Annotated in this window: 20 protein-coding genes and 1 pseudogene; 12 read left to right on the top strand and 9 right to left on the bottom strand. The window is 72.1% G+C overall.

The window, feature by feature from the left end:
• Positions 1 to 184 precede the first annotated feature (184 nt).
• The 8 genes from AOK01_RS24840 to AOK01_RS24810 all read left to right on the top strand — a co-directional run bounded on the left by AOK01_RS24840 (position 185) and on the right by AOK01_RS24810 (position 11,466).
• Positions 185 to 2,551, top strand: coding sequence for a hypothetical protein (locus AOK01_RS24840; RefSeq protein ID WP_055515344.1), 2,367 nt, complete (start codon positions 185 to 187; stop codon positions 2,549 to 2,551).
• 4 nt (positions 2,552 to 2,555) lie between these two features.
• Positions 2,556 to 3,803, top strand: a complete 1,248-nt coding sequence (locus tag AOK01_RS24835) for a TRAFAC clade GTPase domain-containing protein (RefSeq protein WP_055515341.1) — start codon at positions 2,556 to 2,558, stop codon at positions 3,801 to 3,803.
• Positions 3,800 to 6,610 (top strand): GTPase-associated protein 1-related protein, encoded by a 2,811-nt coding sequence (locus AOK01_RS24830; RefSeq protein ID WP_063792856.1) that lies wholly within the window; start codon positions 3,800 to 3,802, stop codon positions 6,608 to 6,610. The genes AOK01_RS24835 and AOK01_RS24830 overlap by 4 nt, the downstream gene beginning before the upstream one ends.
• Positions 6,607 to 8,319: a TRAFAC clade GTPase domain-containing protein gene (locus tag AOK01_RS24825; RefSeq protein ID WP_079103713.1), complete on the top strand. Its 1,713-nt coding sequence runs from the start codon at positions 6,607 to 6,609 to the stop codon at positions 8,317 to 8,319. Before AOK01_RS24830 ends, AOK01_RS24825 begins: the two co-directional genes overlap by 4 nt.
• 7 nt (positions 8,320 to 8,326) lie before the next feature.
• Positions 8,327 to 8,452: a hypothetical protein gene (locus AOK01_RS46195; protein ID WP_281181434.1), complete on the top strand. Its 126-nt coding sequence runs from the start codon at positions 8,327 to 8,329 to the stop codon at positions 8,450 to 8,452.
• Between the two features lie 87 nt (positions 8,453 to 8,539).
• On the top strand, positions 8,540 to 9,202 hold the full coding sequence (locus AOK01_RS24820) for a vWA domain-containing protein (protein ID WP_055515339.1): 663 nt from the start codon (positions 8,540 to 8,542) through the stop codon (positions 9,200 to 9,202).
• Entirely contained in the window at positions 9,196 to 10,113 is a 918-nt protein-coding gene (locus AOK01_RS24815) for a protein phosphatase 2C domain-containing protein (protein WP_055515337.1), read from the top strand. The genes AOK01_RS24820 and AOK01_RS24815 overlap by 7 nt, the downstream gene beginning before the upstream one ends.
• Positions 10,114 to 10,122: 9 nt before the next feature.
• The gene (locus AOK01_RS24810) at positions 10,123 to 11,466 is read left to right on the top strand and encodes a serine/threonine protein kinase (RefSeq protein WP_055515348.1); all 1,344 of its coding nucleotides are present in this window, start codon (positions 10,123 to 10,125) and stop codon (positions 11,464 to 11,466) included.
• Positions 11,467 to 11,523: 57 nt separating this feature from the next.
• On the opposite strand, the gene AOK01_RS24805 is transcribed toward AOK01_RS24810, so the two are convergent.
• The 3 genes from AOK01_RS24805 to AOK01_RS24795 form a co-directional block, all read right to left on the bottom strand.
• On the bottom strand, positions 11,524 to 11,847 hold the full coding sequence (locus AOK01_RS24805) for a hypothetical protein (RefSeq protein ID WP_055515335.1): 324 nt from the start codon (positions 11,845 to 11,847) through the stop codon (positions 11,524 to 11,526).
• A 92-nt stretch (positions 11,848 to 11,939) separates the two neighbouring features.
• Positions 11,940 to 13,442, bottom strand: coding sequence for a hypothetical protein (locus tag AOK01_RS24800; protein WP_055515333.1), 1,503 nt, complete (start codon positions 13,440 to 13,442; stop codon positions 11,940 to 11,942).
• A 93-nt stretch (positions 13,443 to 13,535) separates the two neighbouring features.
• Positions 13,536 to 14,600 carry a ketopantoate reductase family protein gene (locus AOK01_RS24795; RefSeq protein ID WP_055515331.1) on the bottom strand — a complete coding sequence of 355 codons (1,065 nt, stop codon included), beginning with the start codon at positions 14,598 to 14,600 and terminating at the stop codon, positions 13,536 to 13,538.
• Positions 14,601 to 15,081: 481 nt separating this feature from the next.
• Here AOK01_RS24795 and AOK01_RS24790 point away from each other — a divergent pair, with 481 nt between their 5' ends.
• The gene (locus AOK01_RS24790; protein ID WP_055515329.1) at positions 15,082 to 17,373 is read left to right on the top strand and encodes an MMPL family transporter; all 2,292 of its coding nucleotides are present in this window, start codon (positions 15,082 to 15,084) and stop codon (positions 17,371 to 17,373) included.
• A 139-nt stretch (positions 17,374 to 17,512) separates the two neighbouring features.
• Here the strand turns inward: AOK01_RS24790 and AOK01_RS24785 are convergent, their stop codons facing one another.
• Complete coding sequence (locus AOK01_RS24785) at positions 17,513 to 18,637, bottom strand: CDP-alcohol phosphatidyltransferase family protein (protein WP_055515327.1); 1,125 nt, start codon at positions 18,635 to 18,637, stop codon at positions 17,513 to 17,515.
• A 289-nt stretch (positions 18,638 to 18,926) separates the two neighbouring features.
• Entirely contained in the window at positions 18,927 to 20,153 is a 1,227-nt protein-coding gene (gene mgt / locus AOK01_RS24780; protein WP_063792855.1) for a macrolide-inactivating glycosyltransferase, read from the bottom strand.
• Between the two features lie 119 nt (positions 20,154 to 20,272).
• Between mgt and AOK01_RS45335 the strand changes: the two are divergent.
• A pseudogene (locus AOK01_RS45335) lies at positions 20,273 to 20,464 on the top strand (response regulator transcription factor); the annotation flags it as partial.
• Between the two features lie 21 nt (positions 20,465 to 20,485).
• Here AOK01_RS45335 and AOK01_RS24770 read toward each other — a convergent pair.
• From AOK01_RS24770 to AOK01_RS24760, 3 genes are read right to left on the bottom strand one after another with little or no spacing between them, the layout of a single operon-like run.
• Positions 20,486 to 21,832, bottom strand: a complete 1,347-nt coding sequence (locus AOK01_RS24770) for an ABC transporter substrate-binding protein (protein ID WP_055515322.1) — start codon at positions 21,830 to 21,832, stop codon at positions 20,486 to 20,488.
• Positions 21,832 to 22,665, bottom strand: a complete 834-nt coding sequence (locus AOK01_RS24765; protein WP_055515321.1) for a carbohydrate ABC transporter permease — start codon at positions 22,663 to 22,665, stop codon at positions 21,832 to 21,834. Before AOK01_RS24765 ends, AOK01_RS24770 begins: the two co-directional genes overlap by 1 nt.
• Positions 22,662 to 23,618, bottom strand: coding sequence for a carbohydrate ABC transporter permease (locus tag AOK01_RS24760; RefSeq protein ID WP_055515319.1), 957 nt, complete (start codon positions 23,616 to 23,618; stop codon positions 22,662 to 22,664). Before AOK01_RS24760 ends, AOK01_RS24765 begins: the two co-directional genes overlap by 4 nt.
• Positions 23,619 to 23,831: 213 nt before the next feature.
• Between AOK01_RS24760 and AOK01_RS24755 the strand changes: the two genes are divergently transcribed.
• Positions 23,832 to 24,692, top strand: a complete 861-nt coding sequence (locus AOK01_RS24755; protein WP_055515317.1) for a phosphotransferase enzyme family protein — start codon at positions 23,832 to 23,834, stop codon at positions 24,690 to 24,692.
• A 98-nt stretch (positions 24,693 to 24,790) separates the two neighbouring features.
• Here the strand turns inward: AOK01_RS24755 and AOK01_RS24750 are convergent, their stop codons facing one another.
• Positions 24,791 to 25,687 (bottom strand): LysR family transcriptional regulator, encoded by an 897-nt coding sequence (locus AOK01_RS24750; RefSeq protein ID WP_055515315.1) that lies wholly within the window; start codon positions 25,685 to 25,687, stop codon positions 24,791 to 24,793.
• A 91-nt stretch (positions 25,688 to 25,778) separates the two neighbouring features.
• Between AOK01_RS24750 and AOK01_RS24745 the strand changes: the two genes are divergently transcribed.
• Positions 25,779 to 26,708, top strand: a 930-nt coding sequence (locus tag AOK01_RS24745) for a DMT family transporter (protein WP_055515346.1), incomplete at its 3' end; no start/stop codon positions are given.

Raw genomic sequence — 26,708 nt, 5'->3', positions numbered from 1 at the left:
GGGGTTCGGGGGCGGAGCCCCCGAGGTAGTGACGGGAATGGGTAGGGGCGGCGGGGGCGAAAAAAGTCCCGCCCCGTGTAGCACGCGCAACGCTCTCACCTCGCCGGATTCCGAAAGTCGCTCCCTCCCGCCCCGCGGATCTGATGGGATGTCCGTCGCAGACACGAGCGGGGGAGCATCACAGGTGGCGGGTCGCGAGTTCGGGCATCACCTCGGGCTGCCCCGAGCGCTGTCCGCGCTGCCGTTGGCGCCCCTGGTACCCGGATACGCCCGGCTGGTGGCGGCCCAGCGCGCCGCCGGACTGCGGCACATCGGGGAGATCCTCACCCCCGGCGGCCCGGGATCCGGTGCCGGACTGCGTGTCCTGGACGGGCTGTTCGTGCCGGTCGGCACACGGGGGCAACGGCGGGTCGACGGCGCGCTGCTGGCCGGACTGCGCGGCAGTTCGGGCCCGGCGGCCCCCCTCGCGGACGAACTCGCCGAACTGCACCGGCGCGACCCGCAGGCCCTGCGCAGAGTCCTGCTCTACCAGCTGATCGGACTGCTCCAGGACCGTCCGGACGACCAACGCCCCGACACGGCACTGCGGTTGGGCGTACACGCCGAGGAGGCCGCCGGGCTCGTCGCCGCCGCCCTCGTCCGTCCGGCCCTGGACGGCGCGCAGCGGGCCGCAGCCGAGTCGCTGGCCGACGCCTGGGCCGAACACCGGCTGCGCCGCGCGGACCGGCTCCTGAAGCGGCTGCCGCCCTACGGGCGCGACCCGTCGCTCACCGCGCTCAGGGCCGCCCTGTCCCGGCGGCTGCGGCACGCCGACGCCGCGCTGGACGCGGCCCGTGACGCCGAGCAGGCGGGCGACAGCGAGGCCGCGACCGAGAGGTACCTCCGGGCCCTGCGCCTCGCGGCGGACGACCGTCGGGCCCTGTTCGGCCTTGTACGCATCCACCGGCCGCGCCCCCATGACGCCACCGGCACCGGCACCGAACGGCTGCGCCGTGAACTGCTCCCCGAATCCGTGGCATTGACCTGGGACGCGGCCGACCCGCCCGACCCGGCAGACCCCGGGCTCGTCACCTGGCGGATCCTGCGGCTGCGGCGGGCCGGGCGCGGCACCACCGAGGTGCGCGAGCTGTGCGAGGTGCGTCAGGTCTCCTCGGGTTCGGGCGGCATGGGAAGCGCGGAGGACCGGGCGGCGCCGCTCGGCAGCGTGGTGCGTTACGTGGCGTTGCCGGTGCGCGAGGGCCGCGTGGCCGGCGTACCCCTGGTGGCACGGGAGTTGGCGGTCACCCCCGAGGTGAGCGGGCTCGCGCTGACGGACGGGCGGGAGCGGATCGACGGCACCTGGCGACCGCCGCCCGGCGCCACGGAGGTGACGGTCGAGCACACCGGCCCCGGCAACGTCACCGGCGTCACCGAACCGCTCCCGTGCGAGACCGGCCGGTTCGCCGCCACCGGGCTGCCGCCCGGCCTGCACCGCTTCCGGGTCGTCTGCCACTACCGCACGTCCGCGGGGCGGACCGTCGCCTCCCCCGGCGTCGAGGCGACCCGCACGGTGCAGCACTGGCCCGAACCCGTACGGACGCTCACGGCGACGGCCGAGCGCGAGGGCATCCGGTTCGCCTGGACGGGGGCCGAGGGCGCGGAGGGTACGGAGGTGCGGCTGGTGTGCTGGCCCGGTGACGTGCCGCGCGACGGAGCCGAGTTGGCGACCGCCGAGTTGCCCGAGCCGCTGCCGTGGCCCCGGCTGCCGGACGACGGAGGCGTACTGTGTCCGCCGCCCGGCACCCATGTCGAGGTGGCGGCCGTCGCCGTGCTCGGTGAACGGGCCGTGGCCGGGCCGACCGTCACCGTGGAGGCACCCGTCGCCGTGACCGGGCTGGTCGCGCGGCGGCAGGCGGACGGTCAGGCGCAGGTGGTCCTGGACTGGCCCGAGGGCACCGGCCTGCTGACTGTCAGCTGGACACGGGGCCGCGGGCGTACGGAGGAGCGGTCGGTCGCCGCGCACCAGTACCGGCGCCACGGTCTGCGGCTGCCGGTCGGCCGGGGCGGCGTCCGGGTCAGGGCGGTGCCCGCGCCGCGCACCTCGGGGTCCGTGGTGGCGCTGCCGGCCGCCGCCGAGACCGTACTGCCGCCGGACGCGTCCGTCGCGTACCGCCTGGTGCCCGCACCCCGCCGGATACTGCGGCGCGGCAGACCCCTGATCCGCGTCACCCTCTCCGCTCCGGACGAAGACGTTTCCGGCGAAGACGTGGCCGGCGACGACGCTCCTGGGGAGCGTGTTTCCGACGGAGACGAGTTCGGGGAAACCCCGCTGCAGCTGCCGGAGTTCGTCTGTGTGGCGCGCAGCGGTACCCTCCGCCCGCGCGGGCCCGCCGACGGCACGACCGTTCTCAGGATCGCGGGTGACGAACTGCTGAAGCTGCGCACGGTCGAGCACGAGCTCGCTTCCGACCCCTGCCCCGCCCCGTTCACCCTGCGCGGCTTCCTGCTCGGGGCGCACGCCGCGTCCGTACGCCTCGAAGAACCGTCCCCCGCGACCCTGGTGGTGCGCTGAATCCATGACGACCGTCATCTGCCCCTACTGCTTCGCCCGTTCGTCGGCGGCCGGGCTGCCCTACCGCTGTCTGATGATCGCGGGCGGCGTGCGCGGCTCGCAGCCGTGCGGGCCCGAACGCGACGACGTGTGGGCCGAGTTCATGGGCCCGAGCGTGCCGCCGTCGGCCCGGATGCGCGGCCCGGTCTTCACCCGGCCGCGCTCGGGGATGTCCAGGCTGCGTTCCGCCGCGCACGCGGGCCCCGCCGTCTGTCCGGGCTGCGGCGTGACCACGACGGTACGGGTGTGCCGGGCCTGTCACAGCGATCTGCCCAGCGACTACTGCGAGCAGGACAGCCGCATCATCGCCCTGGTGGGCGCGAAGGCGTCCGGCAAGAGCACCTATGTCGCCGTGCTGGTCAACGAGTTGAACCGGCGGGTCGGCCAGGCCTTCGACGCCTCGGTCGCCGCGATGGGCCAGGGCACGCAGCAGCGCGACAAGGAGATGGCGCAGGACCTGTACGAGCGGCTGCGGCTGCCGGACGCGACCCGTCCCGCCGCGCTGGGCTTCAACGATCCGCTGCTGTACCGGCTGAGCCTGCCCCGGCGCGGGCGGCTCGGCGCGGGCAGCCGGCACACGACCCTGGTGTTCTTCGACGCGGCGGGCGAGGACCTCGCGGGCGCCGACGCCGTGGACCGCTACACCCGCTATCTCAGCGCGGCCGACGGCATCATCCTGCTCGTCGACCCGCTCCAGCTCGGCTCCGTACGGGATCGGTTGCCGCACGGCGACGGACCGCCGCTGCCCGCCGTGGAGACGCCGCCGCAGCAGATCGCGGCGGACCTGGCCACCCAGTTGCGGGCGCACGGCCGGGGCGGCTCGCGAGGCCGGGTGAGTACGCCGATGGCGGTGGCCGTGACGAAGACGGACATGCTGCGGCCGTTGCTCGACCCGCACTCGCCACTGCTGAGCAGCGCCACCCACGACGGCGGCACGCTCGACGAGGACGACCGGCTCGCGGTGCACGAGGAGCTGCGCTCCCTGCTGGCGGACTGGGACTCGGGGGTGCTGTACCGGCAACTGGAGCGCGACTTCGCGCAGTTGTCCCTGTTCGGCCTCTCCGCGCTGGGTGCGCCACCGCCCGCCGACGCCCCGGCGGACGTACCGAAGTCGGGGCCGCAGCCGTTGCGCGTGGAGGATCCGCTGCTGTGGCTGCTGGCCCGGCGTGGTCTGCTGCCGGTGACGAACGCGCGGAAGGGACAGTCCAAGTGACGCACGCTCAGCTCCACTACACGTCGGCGCCTCCGGGGCCCGACGGGTCCGGTTTCCGCTTCACGGCGGTCAGTGCCGACGTGCCGCAGGGGGTGCTCAGAGAGGCGGAGCAGCTCATCGGCTACGAGCCGCCGCGCGACGCGCCCGCACGGCCCGACGCCGGCGAACTCGCGGACTTCCCCACGGCGTTCAGCTTCAGCGAACTCTCCGACGGCGGGCGGCTGCTGAGCCGGTCCGTCTACACGGGCGTCGACTACAGCGGACGCTGGGGCAACTTCCACGCGCACGCCCTCCATCTGCCGGCCGGGGCCCGGCTGCCGGACGGTGCGCTGCCCATCACGGCCTGGGATTCCCGGCGTTGGGGCCGGCAGACGCCCGCCGACGGCAGGCCCGAGCCGATCGACCGCTTCGAGCCGTCGGGGCTCATGCAGCTCGACGCCCTGGTCGCCTTCGCGGCGTCCCGCGCCGACCGGCTCGCGGCGGTCCTCGCGGATGTCCGAGCCGTCGCGGAGGACCCGGGGGCCGGGCAGGTGGTGCTCGTGGAGCGGGACAGCGCGGCCGTGGCCCAGTGGATCGCGCTGGCCTGTGCCGTGCTGCCGCGCGAGCAGGCGCACCGGCTGACCTTCACGACGTACACGCGGCGGCCTGCGCAGGCCAGGCAGCAGATCATCGGCGTACTGCCGTCGTCCGAGACCGTGGCGTACGGCCACCGGCACCGGGTCCACGACTGCACCCGGCCCGCCGAAGCCGCAGAGGCTGCCGAGTTCGCCGCGGACCCGTGGGCGGACGTGTGTGCCCGGGTGTGGCGGGCGGGCAGGCCCGATCTGTTCCGGCATCACGGGCCCGGCCTCGGCTCGCTGGCCGCTGCGGCGCTCACCGCCCGCGTCCCCCTTCCCGCGGCGGCCCTCGCCGCCGCCGCGCACTGGGTCCGCGACCGTGCGGGCGACCTGCCCGAGGACGAACTGACGCGACTGGTCGCCGCGTTGTGCGAGGCACGACCGACGGACAGCACGACGCCCGGCTCGGTGGCAGCCGGTTCGGTGGCAGGCGGCTCGTCGTCGGCGGGTGGGTTCGTCGAGGGGCTGGTCTCGCTGTTCGAGCGCCTCGACGGGCAGGTGCCCGCCGCCGTCTCCGCGCCGCTCGCCGCACATGTGCTGGCCGCGGCGGTGCGCGGCACCGGGCCCGTGCCCGTCCTCCACGGTGCCTCGTTCACCCCCGAGGCCCGGATGCGGCTCGGCGCGGAGCTGGGGTACGCGATCCGCGCGGGCGTCGCCGACCCGGCGCAGCCCCCGACCGGGCGCCCGCTCGGCCTGCTGCGCGTCGCCGACCTGCTGGACATCGACTGCACCGACCTCCTCCCGGAACTCGCGGCGCGGCTCGCCCAGGCCCTGATGGACCTCCCGGAGGCCCAGGTACGCCCTTCCACCGCGAGCCCGGAGGCCCGTACGGACAGCGGGCACCCGCACCCGAGCCGGCATGCCCCGGCCGCGCCGGCCGACCGTGACGGAGCGGCCCCCACGGCCCCCTGGTGGAGCACCACCCGCACGGACCCGACGCAATCCGGAACCGGCATCGGGGCCGGAAGCGGCGTCAAGGTCGGGAGCGGCAGCGGCGGTGGCGGCGACGGCGGCAGCGCCGGTGTGTCCGCCGGGCGGCAGGATCTCGCCGTGCTGCGCGACGCCGTCGCCGAGCACCCGACCCTCCGCATCGCCCTCTTCGGCGCGCTCGACGCACACGCCGCCGACCGGCCGGTGACCGCCGCCCGGATGCTGGCCGTCGCGGACCTGCCCGTGCAGGGCCACCCGGGGTTCCCGCATCTGCGAATGTGCGCGTCGAACGCCCTGCCCACCGGTGCGGGCGACCGGCTCACGGCGTTCCAGGGGGTGCTGCGGACCGCCGGGGTCTCGACGCTCTCCGAACCGGCCGTGCTGCGGACCGCCCTCGACCTGGTGTGGCCCGGCGTACTGCCCACCGGGCACGAGGCGAGCCTGCTGCTCAACGAACTCGGCTCCGACACGCACCGCGCCGCCGGCACCCGGGACCTGCTGATCGACGCCGCGCTCGCGGCACCGGCCGACGACCGTGCCGTCCCGGCGCTCGCCGACGACCTGCTGCGCTGCTTCATGACGGAACTGGCACCGGGACAGCGCGCCGCGCTCCTGCTGCTGGAGCTCGCGGGACTGCTCGGCACCGAGGGCGAGGGCCTTGACTGGGTACAGCGCGCGGCGGCGCTCGGCGCGAACGCCCGCCCGGTGCCCGCACCGGTGCTCGAACGGGTCCACCGCGCCCTGGCGCGCCGCCTGCTGAGCGGCTCGGTGCCGCCCGGTGAGTTGTACGGGCTGGTCCGCTCCGGCGACGCGGACCTGCTCGCTGCGTACGAGCGGGCGGCGCGGTCCGACCGGGTCGGCGACCGGCTGCGTACCGTCCCGCAGTATGTCGCCGACTGTTTCTGCGACTGGAGTTCGCACCCGGGCGTATATACGGCGTGGGACGAGACGGCCGCCGCGCTGCTGGCCAAGGTGCTGCGGCCGATCGTACGGGCGCTGCCCGACGGGGATCTGGCGCTGGTGGAGTCTCTCCTCGACCGGGCGGGCCGCGGCAAGCTCGACGCCTTCCGGTCCTGGAACCGGCCCGGCACGCTGGGCCGCCTCGCGGGCCGGTTCACCGGCCGTGGCCGCGGCAAGGACAACGGCAGAAACCATGACAAGGGAAGCGGCACGGGCGACGACCCGTCCTCGCGGTACGGGGACGTGGCACCCCCGTACGAGGACGGGGCACCGCCGTACGACGACCGGGAGCGCCGGTGAACGGCATCGCGACGGCCGTACTCGGCTTCGTGGCGCTGGTCGCGGGCGCCGTCTGTCTCGGCAACGCCCTGTGGCAGCTCCTCGCCCAGGGCGTGCGGGCGGTGTGCGGTGGCCTGGGCCCGTGGCAGACCGGCCGCAAGGACGTCCGTATCCCCGCCGTCGGTGCCGACGAACCGGCCGAACTCGCCTACTGGTGGCGGCAGATGCGGGTGGACGCGGTCACCGCGGGCGACTTCGGCATCCGGGTGATCTGGAAGCGGTTCGTCGACCAGTGGACGCGGCGCACGACCGCGAACCTGTTCCGGGGCATCCGTTCCACGGGGTTCATCGAACGGAACTCGTTCGTGCGGATGATGATGTGGGTGGTCGCGCCCGGCACGTTCCTCGGCGCGCTCGTGGGCGCCGTGCTCGCCACCGTGGTCCTCGCGCTGGCGCTGGCCGTCTTCGCCCTGCTGCTCGGCCTCGTGTGGCTGGGCGCCGCCGGGACCGCGCTCGTCCTGCGGGGCGTGGAGCGCGGCTGGGTGACGGTGCGGCGCATCCGCGTCAAGTGCCCGTATCCGGGCTGCTACCGGCCGGTGCCGCTCGCGGTGCACCGCTGCCCGGGGTGCCGAGAACCGCACGCCCGGCTGCGTCCCGGACGGTACGGGGCGCTGCGGCACACGTGCTCCTGCGGGCAGCGGCTCGGGGCGACCCGGCTCGCCGGGCGCAGCCGCCTCACCGCCCTGTGCCCGCACTGCGACCAGGTGCTGCCGAACGCGGTGGGCACCACGCGTGTCGTGCACGCGCCGCTGGTCGGCGGCACCTCGTCGGGCAAGACGATGCTGATGGCCGCCATGGTCGAGGGGCTGCACGCCTGGTCACGGCGGGGCGAACTGCGCGTCGAGTACGCGTCGACGGACGACCGGCAGGCCGCGAACTCCCTCAACCAGGAGCTGGCGCAGGGCACTTGGGCTCACGCCACGACCGGCGGCCAGCCCCGGGCCTTCATGCTGACCGTCACCCGCGGGCGGCGCCGCCGGCTGCTCTACCTCTACGACCCGATGGGCGAGTCCCTTGAGGACGCCGAGCGGGTGCGCGCCCAGCACTACCTCGCGCACACCAACGGGGTCGTGCTGGTCGCGGACGTGCTCGCCGAGCCGACGGTACGGACGAAGCTGAGCGGCGCCGACGCCGACCGTGCCACCGCCGCGCGGCCCTCGCCGCAGGGCCCCTGGGAGACGTACCAGCGGCTGGCGGGCGAGCTGTCGGCGCTCACCGGGCGGCGCGGCAGGATGTCCGTGGCGACGGTCGTCACCAAACGGGACGTCCTCGACCAGCTCGGCTCGCTGCCGGTGGCGGGCGCCCGGATCGACACCTGGCTGACGGAGATCGGCCTCGGCGGACTCGTCCGCGCCCTCGGCCACGACTTCAAGGCCGCCCGCTACTGGGCGGTCAGCGCCCACGCGGCCACCGGCACGGGCCCCTTGGACAGCGAGCAGCGACGGGCCGCCGAGCCCGTGCTGTGGCTGCTGGCCGCGTCGGGGCTGCGCACGGGCGCGCTGGCCGGTCCCGACCCGGCCGGTGGTGGAAACGGCGGCAGGGCCGGGGACGGCGGGCGGGGCGGGGGCCGCAAGTTCGGTGGCCCGTGGTTCGGCGGCCCGTGGATCGGCGGCCCGTGGATCGGCAGGCCCAGGACCGAGAAGACGGAAAAGAGGTACAACACGGCATGAGTACCGCATGAGTACCGTGACACGGCACGTCGGGCGGGGCCGGCGCATGGCCCTCGGCCTGTTCATCACCGCGCTGGTCCTGACGAGCGCGCTCCTCGTCACGGCCGCCTTCGCCCTGTACGCGGCGCGCTGACCGACAGACCGGAAACCCACCTCCCGACTGGAAACCGACCGACGCACCACGGAAGGACACGCAGTGAGTGACATCCCCGGCGGGCCCATGGCGAACCGTCCGGTCCATTTCATCTGGCTGCTCGACTGCTCGTACTCGATGCAGGGCGAGAAGATCGCCCGGCTCAACTACGCGATCCGGGAGTCCGTCCCGGAGATGCGGTCCGTGGCCCACGACAACCCGGCGGCCCAACTGCTGCTGCGTACGGTCACGTTCTCCACGACCGCCAAGTGGCACCACCAGACCCCCGTCCCGGTCGACGACTTCACCTGGCAGGACGTCGAGGTGGACGGGATGACGAACCTGGGCGAGGCGCTGAGCCTGGTGTCGCGCGAGCTGCAGAGCCCGCCGATGCCGCAGCGGGCGCTGAAGCCGGTCCTGGCGCTGGTCTCGGACGGTGTGCCGACCGACGACTGGAAGGCGGGTCTCAAGGCGGTCGACGCGACGCCGTGGGGGCGCAAGGCGGTCCGGGTCGCGATCGCCATCGGCCACGACGCCGACCGCTCCGTACTCCAGGAGTTCCTCGCCAACCCGGAGCTGCAGCCACTGGACGCCAACAGCCCCAAGCAGCTCGCGGCGGCGATCCGCTGGGCCTCGACGGCGGCGGTCAAGGCGGCCTCGCAGCCGGTCGCGGGCTCGGCGGACCCGCTGGTGAAGCAGCCGTTCGCGCCACCGGTCCTCGACGACGACGATGAAGACGACGTGTGGTGACGGTGCTCGTGCGGAGCTGGGACACCCTCGCGGAAAGCGTCCAGGGGACCGGCAAACGGCAGAACCAGGACTGGTACGCGTTCGCCGGCACCGGTTCCGGCGCCGATCCCCTCGTCCTCGCGGTGGCGGACGGCCACGGCTCGGCCGCGCACGCGCGCAGCGCGCTCGGGGCACGGTTCGCCGTGGACCGGTTCGTCGCGCTCGCGACGGAGTTCGGCCGGGCGGCCGGCTCCTGCGACGAGCCGGGCCGGCTCGCCCGCCTGATGAACTACGCCCGTAACGATTTCCCGCGCGCCCTCGTCCAGGCCTGGCGTCAGGAGGCCCTCGGCCACTGGTCGCGGCACCGCCCGGTGGCCGACCTGGGCCGGCCCGAGCCCGACGCTGACGAGAAGCTGACGCTGTACGGGACCACCCTGATCGGCGCGGTCGTGACGCCGTGGCTCCTGACGGCCTGGCAGGTCGGTGACGGCGACCTGGCGGTGGTGGGCCACGACGGCTCGGTGGGCCGGCCGCTGGCTCCGGCCGAGGAGGACCTGGGCGACGAGACCGAGTCGCTGTGCGGGCCGCAGGCGTGGCGCGCGGTGCGGACGCACTGGGCGCCCGTGTTCGAGGAGGCGCGCATCCCGCGCCTGGTGGTGCTGTCCACGGACGGTCTGTCGAAGAGCTTCGCCTCGGGCGACGGCTTCACGGAGTTCGTCGAGGGCATGGACGGGCGGCTCGCGACGGAGGGCTTCGAGGGGGTACGGACCGCGCTGCCCGACTGGCTGCGGCACGCCTCCCGGTACTCCGGCGACGACACGACCCTGGCGGCGGCCCTCCTGCACTCGTACGCGGCGCGCCCGCCCACGGAAACCGAACCCAAGACGGATACGCGTACGGATACGCACACGCATACGGATTCGGAGAACTAGATGAGCGGCATGACCGGCATGCTCGACAGCGGCACCCGCCTGACCGCGGACACCGGTGAGGAGGTCCAGGTCGTCGACATGTTGGGAGCGGGCGGCCAGGGCGAGGTCTACCGGGTGAAGACGTCCGCCGGCGAGAAGGCCCTCAAGTGGTACTACCCGACGTGCGCGACCGCCGAGCAGGAGGGGATCGTACGGGAACTGGTGTCCCGTGACTTCGACGACGACCGCTTTCTGTGGCCCGAGGCGTATGTGCCGTGGCACCGCGGCTCGTTCGGGTATCTGATGGGGCTGCGGCCCGAGCGGTTCAAGGGGCTGCCCGCGCTGTTCCGCCGCCAACTGCGCACCAGTACGCGCGCGTTGCTGACGGCCTGCCTCTACACCGTGGAGGCGTACCAGGCGCTCCACTCGCGCGGCATCGCCTACCGGGACATCTCCTGGGGCAACGTGTTCTTCGATCCGGACACCGGCGACATCCTGGTCTGCGACAACGACAACGCGGTGGTGGAGGGCGACGCGAGCGGGATCTCCGGGACGATGGAGTTCATGGCGCCCGAGCTGGTGCGCGGCGAGCCCGGCGCCCGGCCCGGTACGCAGTCCGACCTCCACTCACTGGCCGTCCTGCTGTTCATGTTCCTGATGAACCACCATCCGCTCAAGGGCAGGCGGGAGTTGGCGATCCACTGCCTGGACGAGGCGGCCGAGCGAAAGCTGTACGGGAAGAACCCGCTGTTCGTCTTCGACCCGGCGGACGACTCCAACGAGCCCGACCCGATGGAGCACGCGACCGTGCTGGCCACCTGGGACGCCTCCGCGGGCGCGCTCCAGGAGCTGTTCCGGCGCGGCTTCACGGCCGGGCTGCACGACCCGGCGGTCCGGGTCCGGGAGTCGGAGTGGCGCGACGCGCTGCGCGCGGTGCGGGACGCGGTGGTGGAGTGCGCGTCCTGCGGGCGGCAGAACATGACGGAGCCGGACGGGCACCAGCAGTCGGCGCCCCGCCCGTGCTGGGGCTGCGGGGAGCGTCTTGTGCTGCCGCCGCGCCTCACGGTGACCACTCCCCCGCCGCGCACCGAGCGCCACATCCGGCTGCCGCGCGCGGCCCGCCTCCACGCCCATCACCTGCTGGCCGAGCCCGCCCGGCACGACTACTCGGACGCGAGCCTGGTGGCCGAACTGGTGGAACACCCCACGAAGCCGGGCCGCTTCGGCATCGCGAACCGCACCCGGGAGAACTGGACGGGCACGCGCTCGGACGGCACGTCCCAGCAGATCGGCCCCGGCCAGACGGTCCCGCTGCGCGCGGGCCTGGAGCTGGACCTGGGCGGCGGGGCACGGGCGGTCGTACGGGCCAAGTGACCGCCGTGTCCTGGGCGTCAGGGAGTGGGCGTCAGGGAGGGCGTCAGGGAGCCGGGTTCACAGGCCGAGGACCCGGCTCAGCTCCTGCGCCAGTGCGAGGCCTCCGCTGCCGGCCGTGACGCCCACGGAGATCGTCTCCAGGGCCGAGCGGACCCGCCCGCGGTCCGGGGCGGCGCCGTCCTGCTCGGCCCGCGCCAACTCGCCCCGTACGACCTCCGCCTGTGCGACGAGCGGCGGGTTCTCGGTACGCAGCCGGTCCACGAGCTCGGCGGCCAGGCGCAGCGACTGGGCCGCGTCCGCCCCGTGGTTGATCTCGATACGGCCGTGGTCACCGATGTTGGCGGGGCCGTTGATGTCGCCGTGGAAGTTGAAGGTGCTCATGCCTGGCGCTCCCGTTCAAGGTCGGTCGAGGTCCTGTTCGTCGTACACGCGAGTCGGGCGTGGGTTCGGACGGCGGGTTCGAGCGGTGGATGTCACGGCCCGCCGCCCGGCCCCGCGCCCTGCTGGCCGCCGCCCTGCCCGTGCTGCGGCTGGCCGCCCGCCATGCTGATCTGGCCCTGGTTGCCGATGTTGCTGGGGCCGTTGATGTCCCCGGAGATGTTGTAGGTCTGGGTGCTGATGATCTGCTGCGCCTTGTCGAACGAACCGGTGTCGACGTTGTGGTCCTGGAGGAAGCGCTCGGTCGCGACCAGTACGCCCTGCTGGAGCCGGAACAGGAAGTCCTGCGCGTCGGTCTTCTCCGAGTAGCCGGCCTGCTCCCAGTCGCCGATGCTCTCGCGCAGGCTGTCGAACGCCCCGTAGTCGTACACCGCGTGGTGTTCCCTGATCTCGCAGCGGGTCCTGGTCAGGGCGCGTTCCGCCGCACGGCGGTGCCGGCGCCGGGCACGCAGGCGTCCGGCGGCGCCGCTCAGTTCGGGCCAGACGTGCGTGGTGGCGTACGCGACGAGGCGCCACCAGCGTTCCGCGCGGGCGACGGGCAGCCTGTCCACCTGGTAGAAGCGGCCGTGCAGCGGTGGGATCGCGTACGCGGCGACCTCCCAGGTGAGGCTGGGCCGGTGCAGTCGCGCCCGCAGGTACATGGAGACGATGGTCCGGCCGCCCTCTCCTACGCGCTCAAGACAGAGGTACGTACGCATGCCGGCGCCGGGGTTCTGGAGGCCGGCCTGGACGAGCTGCCTGGGGATCTGGGCCTGTGGGCGGCGGGTGCGGTCGGGCAGCAGGTCGGGCAGATGGAGGACGTTGCTGCCGAGTACGTAGAGGCGGTTCCTGGCGCGCAGCCCTTCGAGGCCCGAGACGCCCTCCATCTCCCGGGCGACGTAGGTGTGCAGGTCGACGGCGTCGAAGGGGCGGACGGTGAGTTTGCCGCCGGTGGGCGAGTCGGCGGGCCTGCTGACGTCGATCGGCTGCCAGAGCGTTTCCTTGATCTTGTCGCCGCTGCCGACGAACGGGTTGGTGTGTTCCGCGGAGTCGGTGTACGGGACGACGTTGGCCCGCTTGAGCTCGTGCAGCCGTGCCTCGGCCGCCGGTTCGACGGCCGGGGCGAGGTTCTCGGACTTGTCCTGGGTGCGGTAGACACCCTGGGCCGCGGCCCAGGCCCGCACCTGGTCGCGGTGGACCAGCCACCAGGCGGCGGCCAGGACGCCGACGGGCCCGTACACGCCGGCCACCATCGCGACCGACCCGTGGCCGTCGATGAGGGCGCCCAGGCCGATGCACAGCGCGGCCGCGCCGCCGACGAAGAGCCGGGCGAGCCGGCGGTCGAGCGCGGCGCGGCGCCGGACGGCCACGCGCGCGTGCCGGGCGAGCGCGACGAGGTTGACGCCGAGGGTGGGGCCCATGGCGTTCAGGCCGTCTCCGGTGAGTCTGCGGTCGGTGTCCTGGGCGAAGTCCGCGTCGAGGTGCACCGACGCGCACAGCCGCCGTGTGACCGCGTCCTTGCGCATCTTCGGCAACGACGGCAACTGTCTTTGAGCCATTCCGGTCCCCCCACCACCCGTAATCGCCCCATCACCCTATGGACACGGAGGGCCCTGTGTCTCGGAGTTGTCCGGACAGAAATCCGGGAGAGCTCAAGAAGCAGACGCGTCGGCATCGTCGGCGGTGACAGGAGCGGCAGCAGCGGCAGCAGCAGCGTCGTCGGCCAGCCGTACCAGCTCGGACATCGGCATCGAACCCGCCGGCCGGTGTTCCCGCGCGAAGTCGTTCGCGAGCCGTTGCAGCAGGTCATTGAGGGGGGTCGGGACTCCGTGCAGGCGTCCCAGCAGGGCGATCTCTCCGTTGAGGTAGTCCGCCTCGATGGTGCCTGTGCCACGGGTCAGCGACTGCCAGGACGAGCCTCCGCCGCGCTCCGGTCCGTCGCGCTCCGATCCGTCGAGCGGCACGAGGCGGATCTTGTCGGCGCGGGCCTCCTTCTGCTCCTCGGCCGAGGCGTACGCCATCCCCGATGCGGCGAGGACGGCCTCGCCCTCCGCGCGCACGCGGTCGTGCAGCGCGACGCCGTCCTCGCTGCCGATCACTCCGCCGACCGCCTCGATGGCGTTGGCGAGCAGCTTGGCGTACTGCCAGCGCGTCACGTCGGCCACGACCGGCGCCTCGATCCGGGAGGCGGCCAGGTCGGCGGCGACGGCCCGCGCGGTGTCGTCGGTGCCGTGCGGAAAGCGGCCGAGGTGCAGGATGCCGGTGAGGGGCGTACCGGCCGCCGACACCACTCCCGGCTCGACGAAGGTGGCGGGCAGCCACACACAGACCCCGTACACCCGCCGGAAGCGGCGCAGCGCGAGCCGCTGGCCCTCCACGCCGTTCTGCGCGCAGAACAGCGGCAGCCGCTCGGCCGCCGTGCCGCCGCCGGCCACGGGCGCGGGCCCCCAGGTGTCAAGGGCCGCCACACTGTCCTGCGTCTTGACGGCGAGCACGAGGACGTCCCCGGCCCGCAGTTCACCGAGGGCCTCCGGGCCGTCGACGGTGGGAAGCCGGTGGGTGCGCGGTCCGTCGGGGGTCACCAGGCGCAACCCCCGGTCGCGCAGCGCCGCGTACTGCGCGCCGCGCGCGACGAGAACCACGTCGTGCCCCGCCTCGGCGAGGCGACCGCCGACGGCCCCGCCCACTGCCCCTGCTCCGATGATGATGTAGCGCATGCCTCCGAGCCTGCCACAGCCGTACGTTCCCTCTGCGGGCCGCCGGCTCGGAGCGGCCGGGGGCGTCGGGGCGTACAGACCACAGGGCGGCCGTCGTGCCCCGTGGGGGTGGGCGCGACGGCCGCCCGACCGGTCCGCACCCACAGCGCGGGTTACCGACCGGTCAGGATGAAACCTTCGCTGATCTGCGCACTCAGTTCAACACCCACGTACCGCTGCGACCGGCTTCCACACGCTTTCGTCAGCACAAAACGGATCCGCGTCGACAGACCGGACACCCTGACCGCGACCCCCGAGGAGCGGCTTTACGTGTAGGGGGCGTTCATCCTCCTCAGTACGGAGGAGGCGGGGTCCGAGCGGAGGACGTGGGCCCGCCGGACTTCACCGAATAGCACGAGGAGAGCCCCTTATCCGGCCCATACCTTCATAACAAGGGGTGCGGGCAACGGGTCGGCGCCGAAAACAGGGGGGCAAGCCCGTCATGGGGAACGGAGACACGCGGGTACGGGGCATAGCGGCCCGGGCCGGCGGCTGGAGCGCCCGGCACCGCTGGGCGGCCGTCGGAATCTGGGTGCTGTTCGTCGTACTGGCGATGGGGCTCGGCTCGGCGGCGGGCACGGTCGAGCTCAAGGAAAGCGACCAGCTCAGCGGCGAGACAGGCCGGGCCTCGGCCATCGCGGAAGAAGCCGGGATCGACGAACCGGCCGGGGAGAGCGTCCTCGTCCAGGGCCGGGACGCGAGCATCAAGGCGACCGGCGCCGAGTTCCGCGCCGCCGTCGACGCCGTGATCGAGGCGGTCGAGGGCACCGGCAAGGTGACCGATGTGACCTCGCCGTACGACACGGACTCGGTCTCGAAGGACGGCCGCAGCGCGCTGGTGCAGTTCGACATGCGCGGCGACGCCGAGACGGCGGGCGAGCGGGTGGAGCCCGTCCTGAAGGCCGTGGCACAGGTCCAGAAGGACCACGAGGCGTTGCGGATCGAGGAGATCGGCGGCGCCAGCATGAACAAGACGTTCGACGACGCGTTCGGCGACGACTTCCAGCAGGCCGAGTTCTCCGCCGTGCCGGTGGCCCTCGGCATCCTGCTGGTCGCGTTCGGCGCGCTGGTCGCGGCGCTGGTACCGGTACTGCTCGCGATCACCGCCATCGTGGCCACGATGGGCCTGATGATGATCGTCAGCCACATCCAGCCGATGGACGACACATCGAGCTCCGTGATGCTGCTCGTCGGCCTGGCGGTCGGCGTCGACTACTGCCTGTTCTATCTGCGGCGTGAGCGCGAGGAGCGCGCGGCGGGCCGGGACCCCGAGACCGCGCTGCGCATCGCGGCGGCGACCAGCGGTCGCGCCATCATCGTCTCCGGTGTCACGGTGTGCGTCGCGATGGCGGGCATGCTGTTCACCGGTATCGCCACCTTCAAGGCGATGGGGCTCGCCTCGCTGATGGTCGTGGCGGTCGCCATGGTCGGCTCGGTGACCGTGCTGCCCGCGGTCCTCTCGCTGCTCGGCAAGCGGGTCGAGACGGGCCGCATCCCGTTCCTGCACCCGGACAAGCGCCGCAAGAACCGCGGCGGTTCCGGCAACGCTGCCGGCAACGACAGCCGCTTCTGGACGAGCGTGCTGCGCGTGGTGCTGGCCAGGCCGGCGGTCTCGCTGGTCGTCGCGGCCGGCGCCCTGCTGGCCATCGCCGCTCCGGCACTCGGCATGAAGACCCAGAACCTGACGCTGGACCAGGAGTTCGGTGACTCGCTGCCGATCGTGGCGACGTACGACCGGGTGAACGAGGCGTTCCCCGGTGGCTCCGACCCGGCCGAGGTGGTCGTCAAGGCCAAGGACATCAACTCCGCCGAGGTGAAGGCCGCTCTCGCCGACTTCCGTGCGCAGGCGGTCAGTTCGGGTGCCTCACGCGGTCCGGTCGACGTCAAGGTGCACGACGCGCAGAACATCGCCTTCGTGTACGTGCCGCTGGTGGGCGGCTCCGACCTCGACAAGGCGGAGAAGAGCCTCGGCATCATCCGCGACGAGGTCCGTCCCGCGACGCTCGGCAAGGTCGACGGGGTCGAGGCCCCGGTGACCGGTCAGGTGGCGGGTTCGAAGGACTTCAACGACCAGCTCGTCAGCGCGGTGGTCCCGGTCTTCGCCTTCGTCGTGGCCTTCGCCTTCCTGCTGATGCTCCTGTCGTTCCGCTCGCTGACGATCGCGGTCACCTCGATCGTCCTCAACCTCCTGTCGGTCGGGGCGGCGTACGGAATCCTGGTCGCCGTCTTCCAGCACGGCTGGGGCGCGTCGCTGGTGGGCGCCGAGGGGGTGGGAGCCATCGTGACCTGGCTGCCGCTGTTCCTCTTCGTGATCCTCTTCGGGCTCTCGATGGACTACCACGTGTTCGTGGTCTCGCGTATCCGTGAGGCGCGGATGCGGGGTCTGACGACCCGGGACGCCATCCAGCACGGGGTCGTCACGACGGCCGGTGTCATCACCAGCGCCGCCGTCATCATGGTCGCCGTCTTCGCGATCTTCGGCACGCTGTCCATGCAGTCCATGAAGCAGATGGGTGTGGGCCTCGCGGCCGCGGTCCTCATCGACGCGACGATCATCCGCGGTGTGCTGCTCCCGGCGGTCATGTCGCTGCTCGGCGAACGCAACTGGTACTTCCCGAAGTGGCTGAACCGCCTGCCGGACCTCAGCCACGACGAGTCGCCCGAGGCGTTGTCGACGACGCAGCAGCCGCCGCAGCAGCCGCCGGCGGTCGAGGGGCAGCGGGTCGGCGTCTGACGACCGGCCGACCGACTGAAAGACAGCCGACCGACTGAAAGACAGAGGAACGGCAGCGAGGCCGGGGCACTTGCCCTGGCCTCGCTGCCGTTCCGTTGCCGTGCCCGGTCGCACGACACCGTTGTCCGCCCGCGGTCGTTCACGCCGCGGCGGCCACTCCTTCACGCTCGAAGGAGTCGAGAGTGCGGGCGAAGTCCCGGGTGGAGAGCAGCAGTTTGTAGATGATGGCGAGTTCGAAGACGAGGAGCAGCGCGCCGGAGACCACGGTCGTGGCGATCACCTGGTCGATGAGCGGGCCGACGATGAAGACGCCCATCTGGAACTCGATCCCACTGATCAGGTGGGCGCGGATACGGTGCCGCAAAAGGTAGGAGCGCAGGCGCAGGTACATGGGGAAGCGGTGCCTGAACTCCTGGTGCAGGTCGATGACCTTGGCCCGCGGCCGCTGCGGAAGACCGGTCACATCGATGTCGCCGACCTCGGCGGCCTCACCGATCTCGTCCTCGGCACGGAGGGCGTCCTCGGTACGGAGGGCGTCCTCGGTACGGACAGTGCCCTCGGTACGGAGTGTGCCTTCGGCGCCCTCGGACCGCTCGGCGAGTTCGGCGAGCTCCGCCAGTTCCGCGAGCTCCGCCGGTTCCGCCGCCTTGCGCAGGTCCTGCTCGATGTCCGCCTCGGGGTTGTCGCGCAGCAGGTCTTCCATGAAGGCGACGCCGGCCGTGTCCTCGGCGCGGCGGGCCGCGCGGATGTGGGCCTTGATCTGCTTGCGCATGGTGTGCCGGGTCTTGAAGATCTCCAGCGAGTTGATGTAGCGCAACCCGTCGAGGAAGACCACGACGGCCGCGAGCCAGATGTACGCGGTGTCACCGGTGCGCTGGTACTGGCCGGCCATCAGCGCGATCGCACAGGCCATGACACGGATACGGTCGAAGACGAAGTCCAGCCAGGCCCCGAAGACGGACCCCTGTCCGGTGAGCCTGGCCAGCTTCCCGTCCACACAGTCCAGGATGAAACTCAGGTGGTACACGACCGCACCGGCGATCAGCCACCGCCAGCCGTCACCCCAGGCGAAACACGCGGCCGAGACGAGCCCGAGAAGGAACGCGCCCCAGGTGACCTGGTTGGGCGTGACCTTCGTACGCATCGCGAGCACCCGCACCAACGGAGTGGCGACCGGGTCGACGAGCATCACGGTCCACCACGCGTCGCGCTTCTTCTGAGTGATGCGGCGCACCTCAGCGAGGGGCGGTATGTCACGGCGCATAGGTCAACTTCCCAAAAGTTCGAAACGAGTTCACCTCACGCTAAGACGGTGTTCGAACAGATAACAAGGTGATGCCCGTACAACCTTCCGGGAGGTCAACGGTCATACTCAGTAACCCCGTCTACGCCTCGTCCACAAGGACCCCGCGTTATCCGAGCGTTACCTAAATGACCGTTCCGTTATCCAAAGGGCGCCATGATTTCACCATCGGCGCGCAACCGTGACCCGGGGGAATTCCGGGTTCGCTTACGGTCACTAATGCGGCTCTTCGGGAGTCGGTCACGCCCTTCTAAGCGCGATCGCGCACCTCGGAAATTTCCGCTTCGATCAAATCCGCAGCGCGAGAAGTGCCACCTTCGGCCACCATCTCCGCCTGGATCTTCTTGAGCTTTCGCGCGACCTCCGGGTCGTCCGCGATCGCCAGAACGGCGTCGCGCAGAGTGCCGGCCGTCACGTCTTCCATGGGCAGGTGGCGGGCGACGCCGAGCGACTGGAGCACGTCCGCGTTGCCGAACTGGTCGACGGCCTGGGGTACGCAGACCATCGGCGTGGCGGTCGCCATGCCCTCCTGGCTGCCGCCGGCTCCGGCGTGCGTGACGAAGGCGTCGGCCTCCTTGAGGATCGCCAACTGCGGGACCCAGTCGCGGACTTCCACGTTCGCCGGGATCTCGCCCAGCTCGGCCGGGTCGACGTGCTTGCCGATCTGGAGCACCAGGTGCCAGCCCGGCAGATCACCGAACGCCCGCACGCACTCACGGTAGAAGGCGGGCTGCTTGGTGAAGGAGGACCCCAGGGACACGAGGACCACGCGCTCGGCACCGTCGGGCCGCCGCCACTCCCCCTGGGCGGCGCGGTCGCCCTGGCAGGCGCCGACGAACGAGTACACGGACTCGTCGACCCGGTCGGCGTTCGGCTGGAGCGCCTTCGGGATGAGGACCAGGGAACGGGCCGGACGGCCGGCGAAGGGGTCGGGGTGCTGGGCGACCCCGTTCTCGTCCAGCCAGGCCTGGAAGCGGGCGTAGTACGCCCTGCCCCGCTCGGTCTGCTTCGGCTCCGCCCACATGGGCTCGGCGACCTCTTCCTCGTACCCCTCCCAGGCGACGAGGTTCGGCGAGAGCGAGACGGCCGGGACGCCCCAGCGGTGGGCGAGGACGCGGGCCGGGTACGAGGTGATGTCGTGCAGCACGAGATCCGGCTCGTCGCCCTCGTACGCCTCGATGAGCTGCGGGAGTGCCTGGACGGCGTCGTCGAGGAACGGCTCCACGTTGTCCAGGAGTGTGCTCCCCCAGGCCTCGGGGTCGTCGTCGGGCGACGGCAGGGTCGACTGCCACAGCTTCGGCTCGGCACCGGTCTCCGCGACCTTCCCGGCGAAGACCGGCGGAATCGCGTACGTGACCCGGTGACCCCGGGCGACGAGCTCCCGGATCACCTCCAGGCTCGGGTTCACATGCCCGTGGGCGGCGATGGAGAACATGGCGATGTGGGCGGGGCGTGAGGTGGTCATACGCGTGGTCATGCGCCGACCGTAAGCGAGACGAAACGTCTCGTGCAACTCAATTAAACCCCAAGCCCCGTCGTCGGACCCTCACTCATACGCCCCTTCATACGCCCCTCATATGTCCGCGACCGGTGGCAGGCGTCACCGCCCGTGAGCGGGAGGTGCTCACCCTGGTCGGCCGCGGCCTGTCCAACGCGGAGATCGCCTCGCGGCTGTACATCAGCGTGGCCACGGCGAAGGCCCATGTGAGCCGGCTGTTGACGAAACTGGACGCCCGGGACAGGGTGCAGCTGGTCATCATCGCGTACGAGCTGAGGCTGGTCACCGCGCCGCCGGGACAGGACAAGCTGTCACCGCTGATAGCGCGCCAGCACCAGGTTCCCGTCCTTCACGAGCCGCCGCCGCAGCTCACCGAGCCCGATCGCCCCGCTGTAGTACTCCTGCAGCGCGGGCGTCGCCACCTTGTCCTTCCACTCCGGATATCCCCGCACGGACTGCGCCGGCGCCGACCGCAACCGCCCGGCGAGCGCGGTCCCGGTGGCCCAGCCGTCCTTCTCCGTGCGAAGTGCCGGATTCCGGAGCGCCTCCGTACCGGTCGGCAGCATCCAGTCGCCGAGGGCGAGCCGCACCATGTTGCGGGGCCGCAGCAGAAAGTCGATGAACGCGGCGGCCTCCTCCTTGTGCGGGCTGTCCTGCGCGACGGACAGCGTCTGCGGGCTCACTCCCTGGGTGAGCCCGTCGGCCCCGGCGGGCGCGGGCAGCACCTGCCAGTCGAAGCCCTTCGGCGCCTGCTGCACGATCTGCTGCCGGTAGGAGAACCCGAGCGGAACCATCGCGTACTTGCCGCCGAAGAAACCGGGAAGCGTGTCGGAGCCCCCGCTGCCGAGCGTCGAACCCGACGCGCTGTCATCGGTGTTGACCTGGTCGTGGATGGTACGCGGCACCACCTCGTCCGCCGCCTCGAACCGGACCTGTACCTTTCCGTCCGCGCCGCGGTGGAACAGCCGGCCGCCGGTCGACAACGACAGGTTGAGCGTGGCCGAGACGGGCTCCTTGAGCGGCCAGGCCACCCCGTATTTTCCATCCCCGTCCCCTCCCCCGTCCCCGCCGCTCAGTTCGTCGGTGATCTTTCTGAACTCGCTCCAGCTCCAGGGCTTTTCGGGGGTGGGAATCCGCACCCCGGACTCCTTCAGCCACGTGGCGTTGGCGATCAGGACGCGGGGTTCCTGAAGGAACGGCACGCCGTAGACCCCGTCACCGAAGGTCGTCGTCTCCCAGCTCCGCGCCGGGATGTCGGACGTCAGCCGCTCGGACAACAGACCGCGCAGATCCGCGAGATACCCGCCGTACGCGAAGTCCGCGAGGTCGTCCGAGGCGTCGTGAATGATGTCCGGCGCCTCACCGCCCTCGAAGGACGTGAGCAACTGGTCGTGGACGCTGTCCCAAGAGCCCTGTACGTACTCGACCTTGACGTCCCGGTGCGTGGCGTTCCACTCCCGCACCAGTTCCTTGTTGACGTCGACGGACTCCTCCTGCCAGGCCAGCGACTGGAAGCGGAGCGTGATCCGGCCGTCCTCGGAGCCGCCTCCGTCGCCGGAACAGCCGGAGCCCGCGGCGAGCAGCACTCCCGCGACCACCGCGGCGAGCCACCTCGTACCCGTACGCACACGCACGCGCCTACGCGTCCCGGTCCGCATCAGCTCTTCACCGCCCCGGCGAGCATGCCGCCCGTGATCCGTTTCTGGATGAGTGCGAAGACGACCAGCGACGGAAGGGTCGCCAGGAACGCGGCCGCGGCGAGGGGGCCGAGGTCCGCCACGCCCTCCGCGCCGATGAAGTGGGTGAGGACGACGGGCAAGGTCTGCTTCTCCGGGGTCTTGAGCAGCACCAGCGCGAAGAAGAACTCGTTCCACGCGCTGATGAACGCGAACAGGGCCGTGGCCACGATGCCCGGCGCGAGGAGCGGCGCCGTGATCGAGACCAGCGTCCGCAGCCTGCCGGCACCGTCCACCGCGGCGGCCTCCTCCATCTCGGCCGGCACCGCCCGTACGTACCCCACCAGCATCCACAGCGCGAACGGCAGGGCCCACACCACGTACACCATGATCAGACCGGGTACGGAGTTGATCAGGCGCAGGTTCTTGAGGACCAGGAACAGCGGGATGATCACCAGGACGAACGGGAACGCCTGGCTGACCACCACCCAGCCGGTCGCCGCCTTCGCGAGCCGGGTGCGGTGCCGGGCCATGACGTACGCCATCGGGGTGGCGATCAGTACGGCGATCACCGCCGCCCCGAGCGCCGCGACCAGCGAGTTCAGCGCGGCGTCCAGCAGCGGTTGTTCGTCGAAGGCCTGCCGGAAGTTGTCGAGGGTCGGGTTCCGGGGGAGCCAGGTCGGATGCAGGCTGCCCAGCTCGCGCGCCGGCTTGAAGGCCGTGGAAATCAGCCACAGGAACGGGAAGGCGAGGAAGACGAGATACCCGAGGAGTGCCACGTACTGGCCCGCGCGGGTCCCTTTACGTGTCTTCACGCGTCGTCGCCTCCCCTCAGCCGGCCGACCAGGTGGACGGCGAGAATCACCGAGATCACCGCGACCATCACGCACCCCATCGCCGCCGCGTAGCCGAACTGCCCGTAGCGGAAGGCCTCTTCGTAGGCGAACAGCATCGGCAGCCGGGTACGGCCGCCCGGACCGCCGTTGGTCAGCACGTAGACCAGGGCGAACGAGTTGAAGTTCCAGATGAAGTTGAGCGCGGTGATGGCGAGCGCGACCGGTTTCAGGGCGGGCCAGGTGACCGTGCGGAAGCGCCGCCAGGCACCGGCGCCGTCCATGGCGGCGGCCTCGTGCAGTTCGCGCGGGGTGTTCTGCAGCCCGGCGAGCAGGGCGACCGTCGTCTGGGGCATGCCCGCCCAGACGCCGACGACGATCACCGCGGGCAGCGCGGTCGACAGGCCCGACAGCCAGTCCCGCCCGTCGCCCAGGCCCAGGTCGCGGATCGTCTCGTTGAGGATGCCCGCGTCCGGGTTGTAGACGATCCGCCACATGATGCCGACCACGACCTCGGGCATCGCCCAGGGGATGATCGCTAGCGCCCGCGCCAGCCAGCGCAGCCGCAGCTCCTCGTTGAGCAGCAGGGCGAGCCCCAGTGCGAGCAGGAACTGCGGGACGGTCACCCCCACCGCCCACAGCAGGCCGATGCGGAACGACTCCCAGAACAGTGTGTCGTGCAGCAGGTCCTGGAAGTTGAGGGTGCCGATCCACTGCGTGGGCTCGGTCCGGCCCGACTGCGAGTCGGTGAACGCCAGGCTGATGCCGTACAGCAGCGGCCCGACACTGAGCACCAGGATCGGAATGAGCGCGGGCAGCACCAGGAACCAGGCGCCGTGGTCGACGCGGCCCGGCCCGCCGGCCCCCGACGTGCGCTTCGGCTTCGGCTTCGGCCTCGGCTTCTTCAACCGCTTCCTCGCGGTCGCCAATGTCACGAGATCGGCTCCTCTGGGCGGTTCACACCGGTCTGGCCGTGCCGACGGCCCCCGTCATCGTGCTGACCCGCCGACATCGCGTCAAGACAGCGCGCACGCCCTGATGGCTGCTCCCACCAGTGCGTCCGCCGCCCGAGGCACAATGGCGTGCGGTGCCGTACGAGAGGCACGAGAGACGCAAGAGATACGAGAAGAACTGTGGGAAGGCGAGTGATGGACGAGGCACAGGCGCGGGACGTGCTCGCCGAGGCGAAGGTCGTCGGGGACGGCCGGGACGCGGAGCTGCTCGCCCTGGGCGAGAACGCCGTCTTCGCCGTCGGGGACCTGGTGGTCAAGGTGGGCCGCGACACCGAACTCCTCGACCGGGCGCGGCGGGAGCTGGCCGTCGCGCTCTGGCTCGCCGAGGCGGGTGTGCCCGCGGTGCGGCCCGCCGAGCCCGAGGCACGGTTCGTGGCCGGTCGTCCCGTGACGCTGTGGCACCGGCTGTCGGACCCCGTACGCCCCGCCGAGCCGCGCGATCTGGCCGAGCTGCTGAGGGTGGTGCACGCCCTGCCCTCCCCCGCCTTCGCACTGCCGCGCCGTGAACTGCTGGGCGGGGTGGAGCGGTGGCTGCGGCTCGCGGGGGACGTGATCGACCCGGCGGACGCGGCCTTCCTGCGGGACCGGCGGGACGGCTTCGCCACGGCCTCTGCCGCGCTCACGCCCAGGCTGCCGCCGGGTCCGATCCACGGGGACGCGCTGCCCCGCAACGTGCACGTCGGCCCCGACGGTCCTGTGCTGGTCGACCTGGAGACGTTCTCCGCCGACCTGCGCGAGCACGACCTGGTCGTGATGGCGCTGTCCCGCGACCGGTACGGGATGCCCGCCGAGGCGTACGACACGTTCACGGCGGCGTACGGGTGGGACGTGCGCGAGTGGGAGGGCTGCGGGGTGTTGCGCGGGGCGCGCGAGACGGCCAGCTGCGCGTGGGTCGCCCAGCATGCGCCGAGCAACCCTCGGGCTCTCGCCGAGTTCGAGCGGCGGGTGGGGTCGTTGCGGGACGGGGACGAGACGGTGCGGTGGTATCCCTTTTAGACGTTTAGACGTTTAGACGTTGCGTGGCCCGCCGGGCGCATTACCTGCTGGTGCGTTGTGGCTGGGCGCGCAGTTCCCCGCGCCCCTTTAGGGCACCGTCAGCCGCGGATCGTCTCGGCAGCCCGGTGCAGTTCGGCCAGGACCGTGCGTACCGCCTTGCGTGCCGTGCGTTCGGGGCGGTGCAGCGCGTCGATGTGCCGCCGGGCCCGCACTCCGCTGAGCGGCTTGAGGACGAGGGCGGGGTGCGGGCGCACCGTCCAGCGGGGCAGCAGGGCGAGACCTCCGCCGGCGGCGACGGCCTCGGCGACCACCGTGAACTCGTTGATGCGGTGGGCCAGGCGCAGCCGGCGGCCCGCGGCCGTGGCGATGGCGTCGAGGGTGGCCACGACCGGGAAGCCCTCGTGCGCCGTGATCCAGGGCTGGTCGGCCACGTCGCGCGGAGTGAGCCGCCGTTTGACGGCCAGCGGGTGGTCGGCGGGCATGGCCACGTCGAGCGGTTCGCGCAGCAGTGTCGTGGCGGTGACGGTACGCGGCCATCCCGGCGTGTGCTCAAGACGGTGCGCGAGCACGAGGTCGTACTCCCGGGTCAGCTGCGGGAAGTCGTCCTGCGTCACGTCCGCGTCGGCGAGGGACAGGCGGGGCCCGTCGGGAGCCGCGAGCGCCCGCAGCAGCAGCGGGAAGAACGCCGAGGCCCCGCTGTGGAAAGCCGCCACGGACACCTCGCCGTCCGGCCGGTCGACGAACTCCGCGACGGTGTGCCGTGCGCGCTCCAGCGCCGTCTCCACCTCGATCGCCGCGCCGGCCAGGGCCTGCCCGGCGTCCGTGAGGGCCAGTCGCCGGCCCTGTCGCTCGGTGAGCGGCACGGGAATCGCGCGCTGCAGCAGCCGCAGTTGCTGGGAGATCGCCGAGGGCGTGACCAACAGCGCCTCGGCGACCGCGGTCACACTGCCCAGTTCGCCCAGCTCACGCAGGATCCGCAGCTGTCGTTCGTCCATGCCCTCGACCCTTCTCCGATGTAGCGATGCTAAAGGATCGTTTAAGACATTGGCCCTGTGCTTCAGAGTCGCGGGGAGGCAGGGTGAGCGTGTGCCTGATGCCCGCCGTACCGATGTGGTACTTCTCCTTGTCGCCCTCGTCTGGGGTTCCAGCTATCTCTCCGCCCAGACGGCGACCACCGTGCTGCCCGTCCTGGTGGTGCTGTTCGCGCGGTACGCCCTGTCCGCGCTCGCCTGTGTCGGACTGGTCGCGGCCGACCGGAAGTCCGGCCCGTGGACCCGCGACGAGATCCGGATCGGTCTGCCCCTGGGAGTCACCCAGGCGGCGATCCTGGTCGTGGAGACGTACGGCGTCGCGCACACCAGCGCCGCCAACGCGGGACTCATCATCAGCCTGACCATCGTGATCACCCCCCTCCTGGACCGCACCGGCCGTGGCGGCGGTCTTCCCCCGGCCTTCTACGCGGCGGCCGGCGTGTGCCTGCTGGCCGTCGGCCTCCTCATGTCGGGCAACGGTTTCCACGCGCCCCGTCTCGGCGACCTGCTGATGCTCGCCGCCGCGGTGATACGCGCGGCGCATGTCGCGCTCGTCGGCCGGCTCACCGCGGGCCGGGCGATCCGGCCGCTGCGGCTGACCACCGTGCAGACCCTCGTCGGTACGGGGCTCTTCCTGATTCCGGCGTCCGGCGAACTGCCCACCCTCATCCACGTCGGCGTGGCGGGCTGGGCCCAGTTGCTCTACCTCGCCCTGTTCTGCAGTGTGTTCGCGTTCCTCGCGCAGACCTGGGCCGTCCAGCGCACCTCGGCCAGCCGGGCCAGCCTCCTGCTGGGCACCGAACCGATCTGGGCCGCGGCAGCAGGAATAGGCCTCGCCGGCGAACACTTCACCCCGCTCACCGGCCTGGGCGCGATCCTGATGCTCACCGGCACGTACTGGGGCCAGGCAGTGGAACGCACCCACCGAAGCGCCCCATCAGGGGCGCGGGGAACTGCGCGCCCAGCCCCCACCGACCCGCAGATC

The sequence above is a fragment of the Streptomyces aurantiacus genome (assembly GCF_001418335.1).
In the GTDB taxonomy this organism is placed as follows: Bacteria; Actinomycetota; Actinomycetes; order Streptomycetales; family Streptomycetaceae; genus Streptomyces; species Streptomyces aurantiacus.
This window is presented reverse-complemented; position numbering and strand designations above follow the sequence as displayed.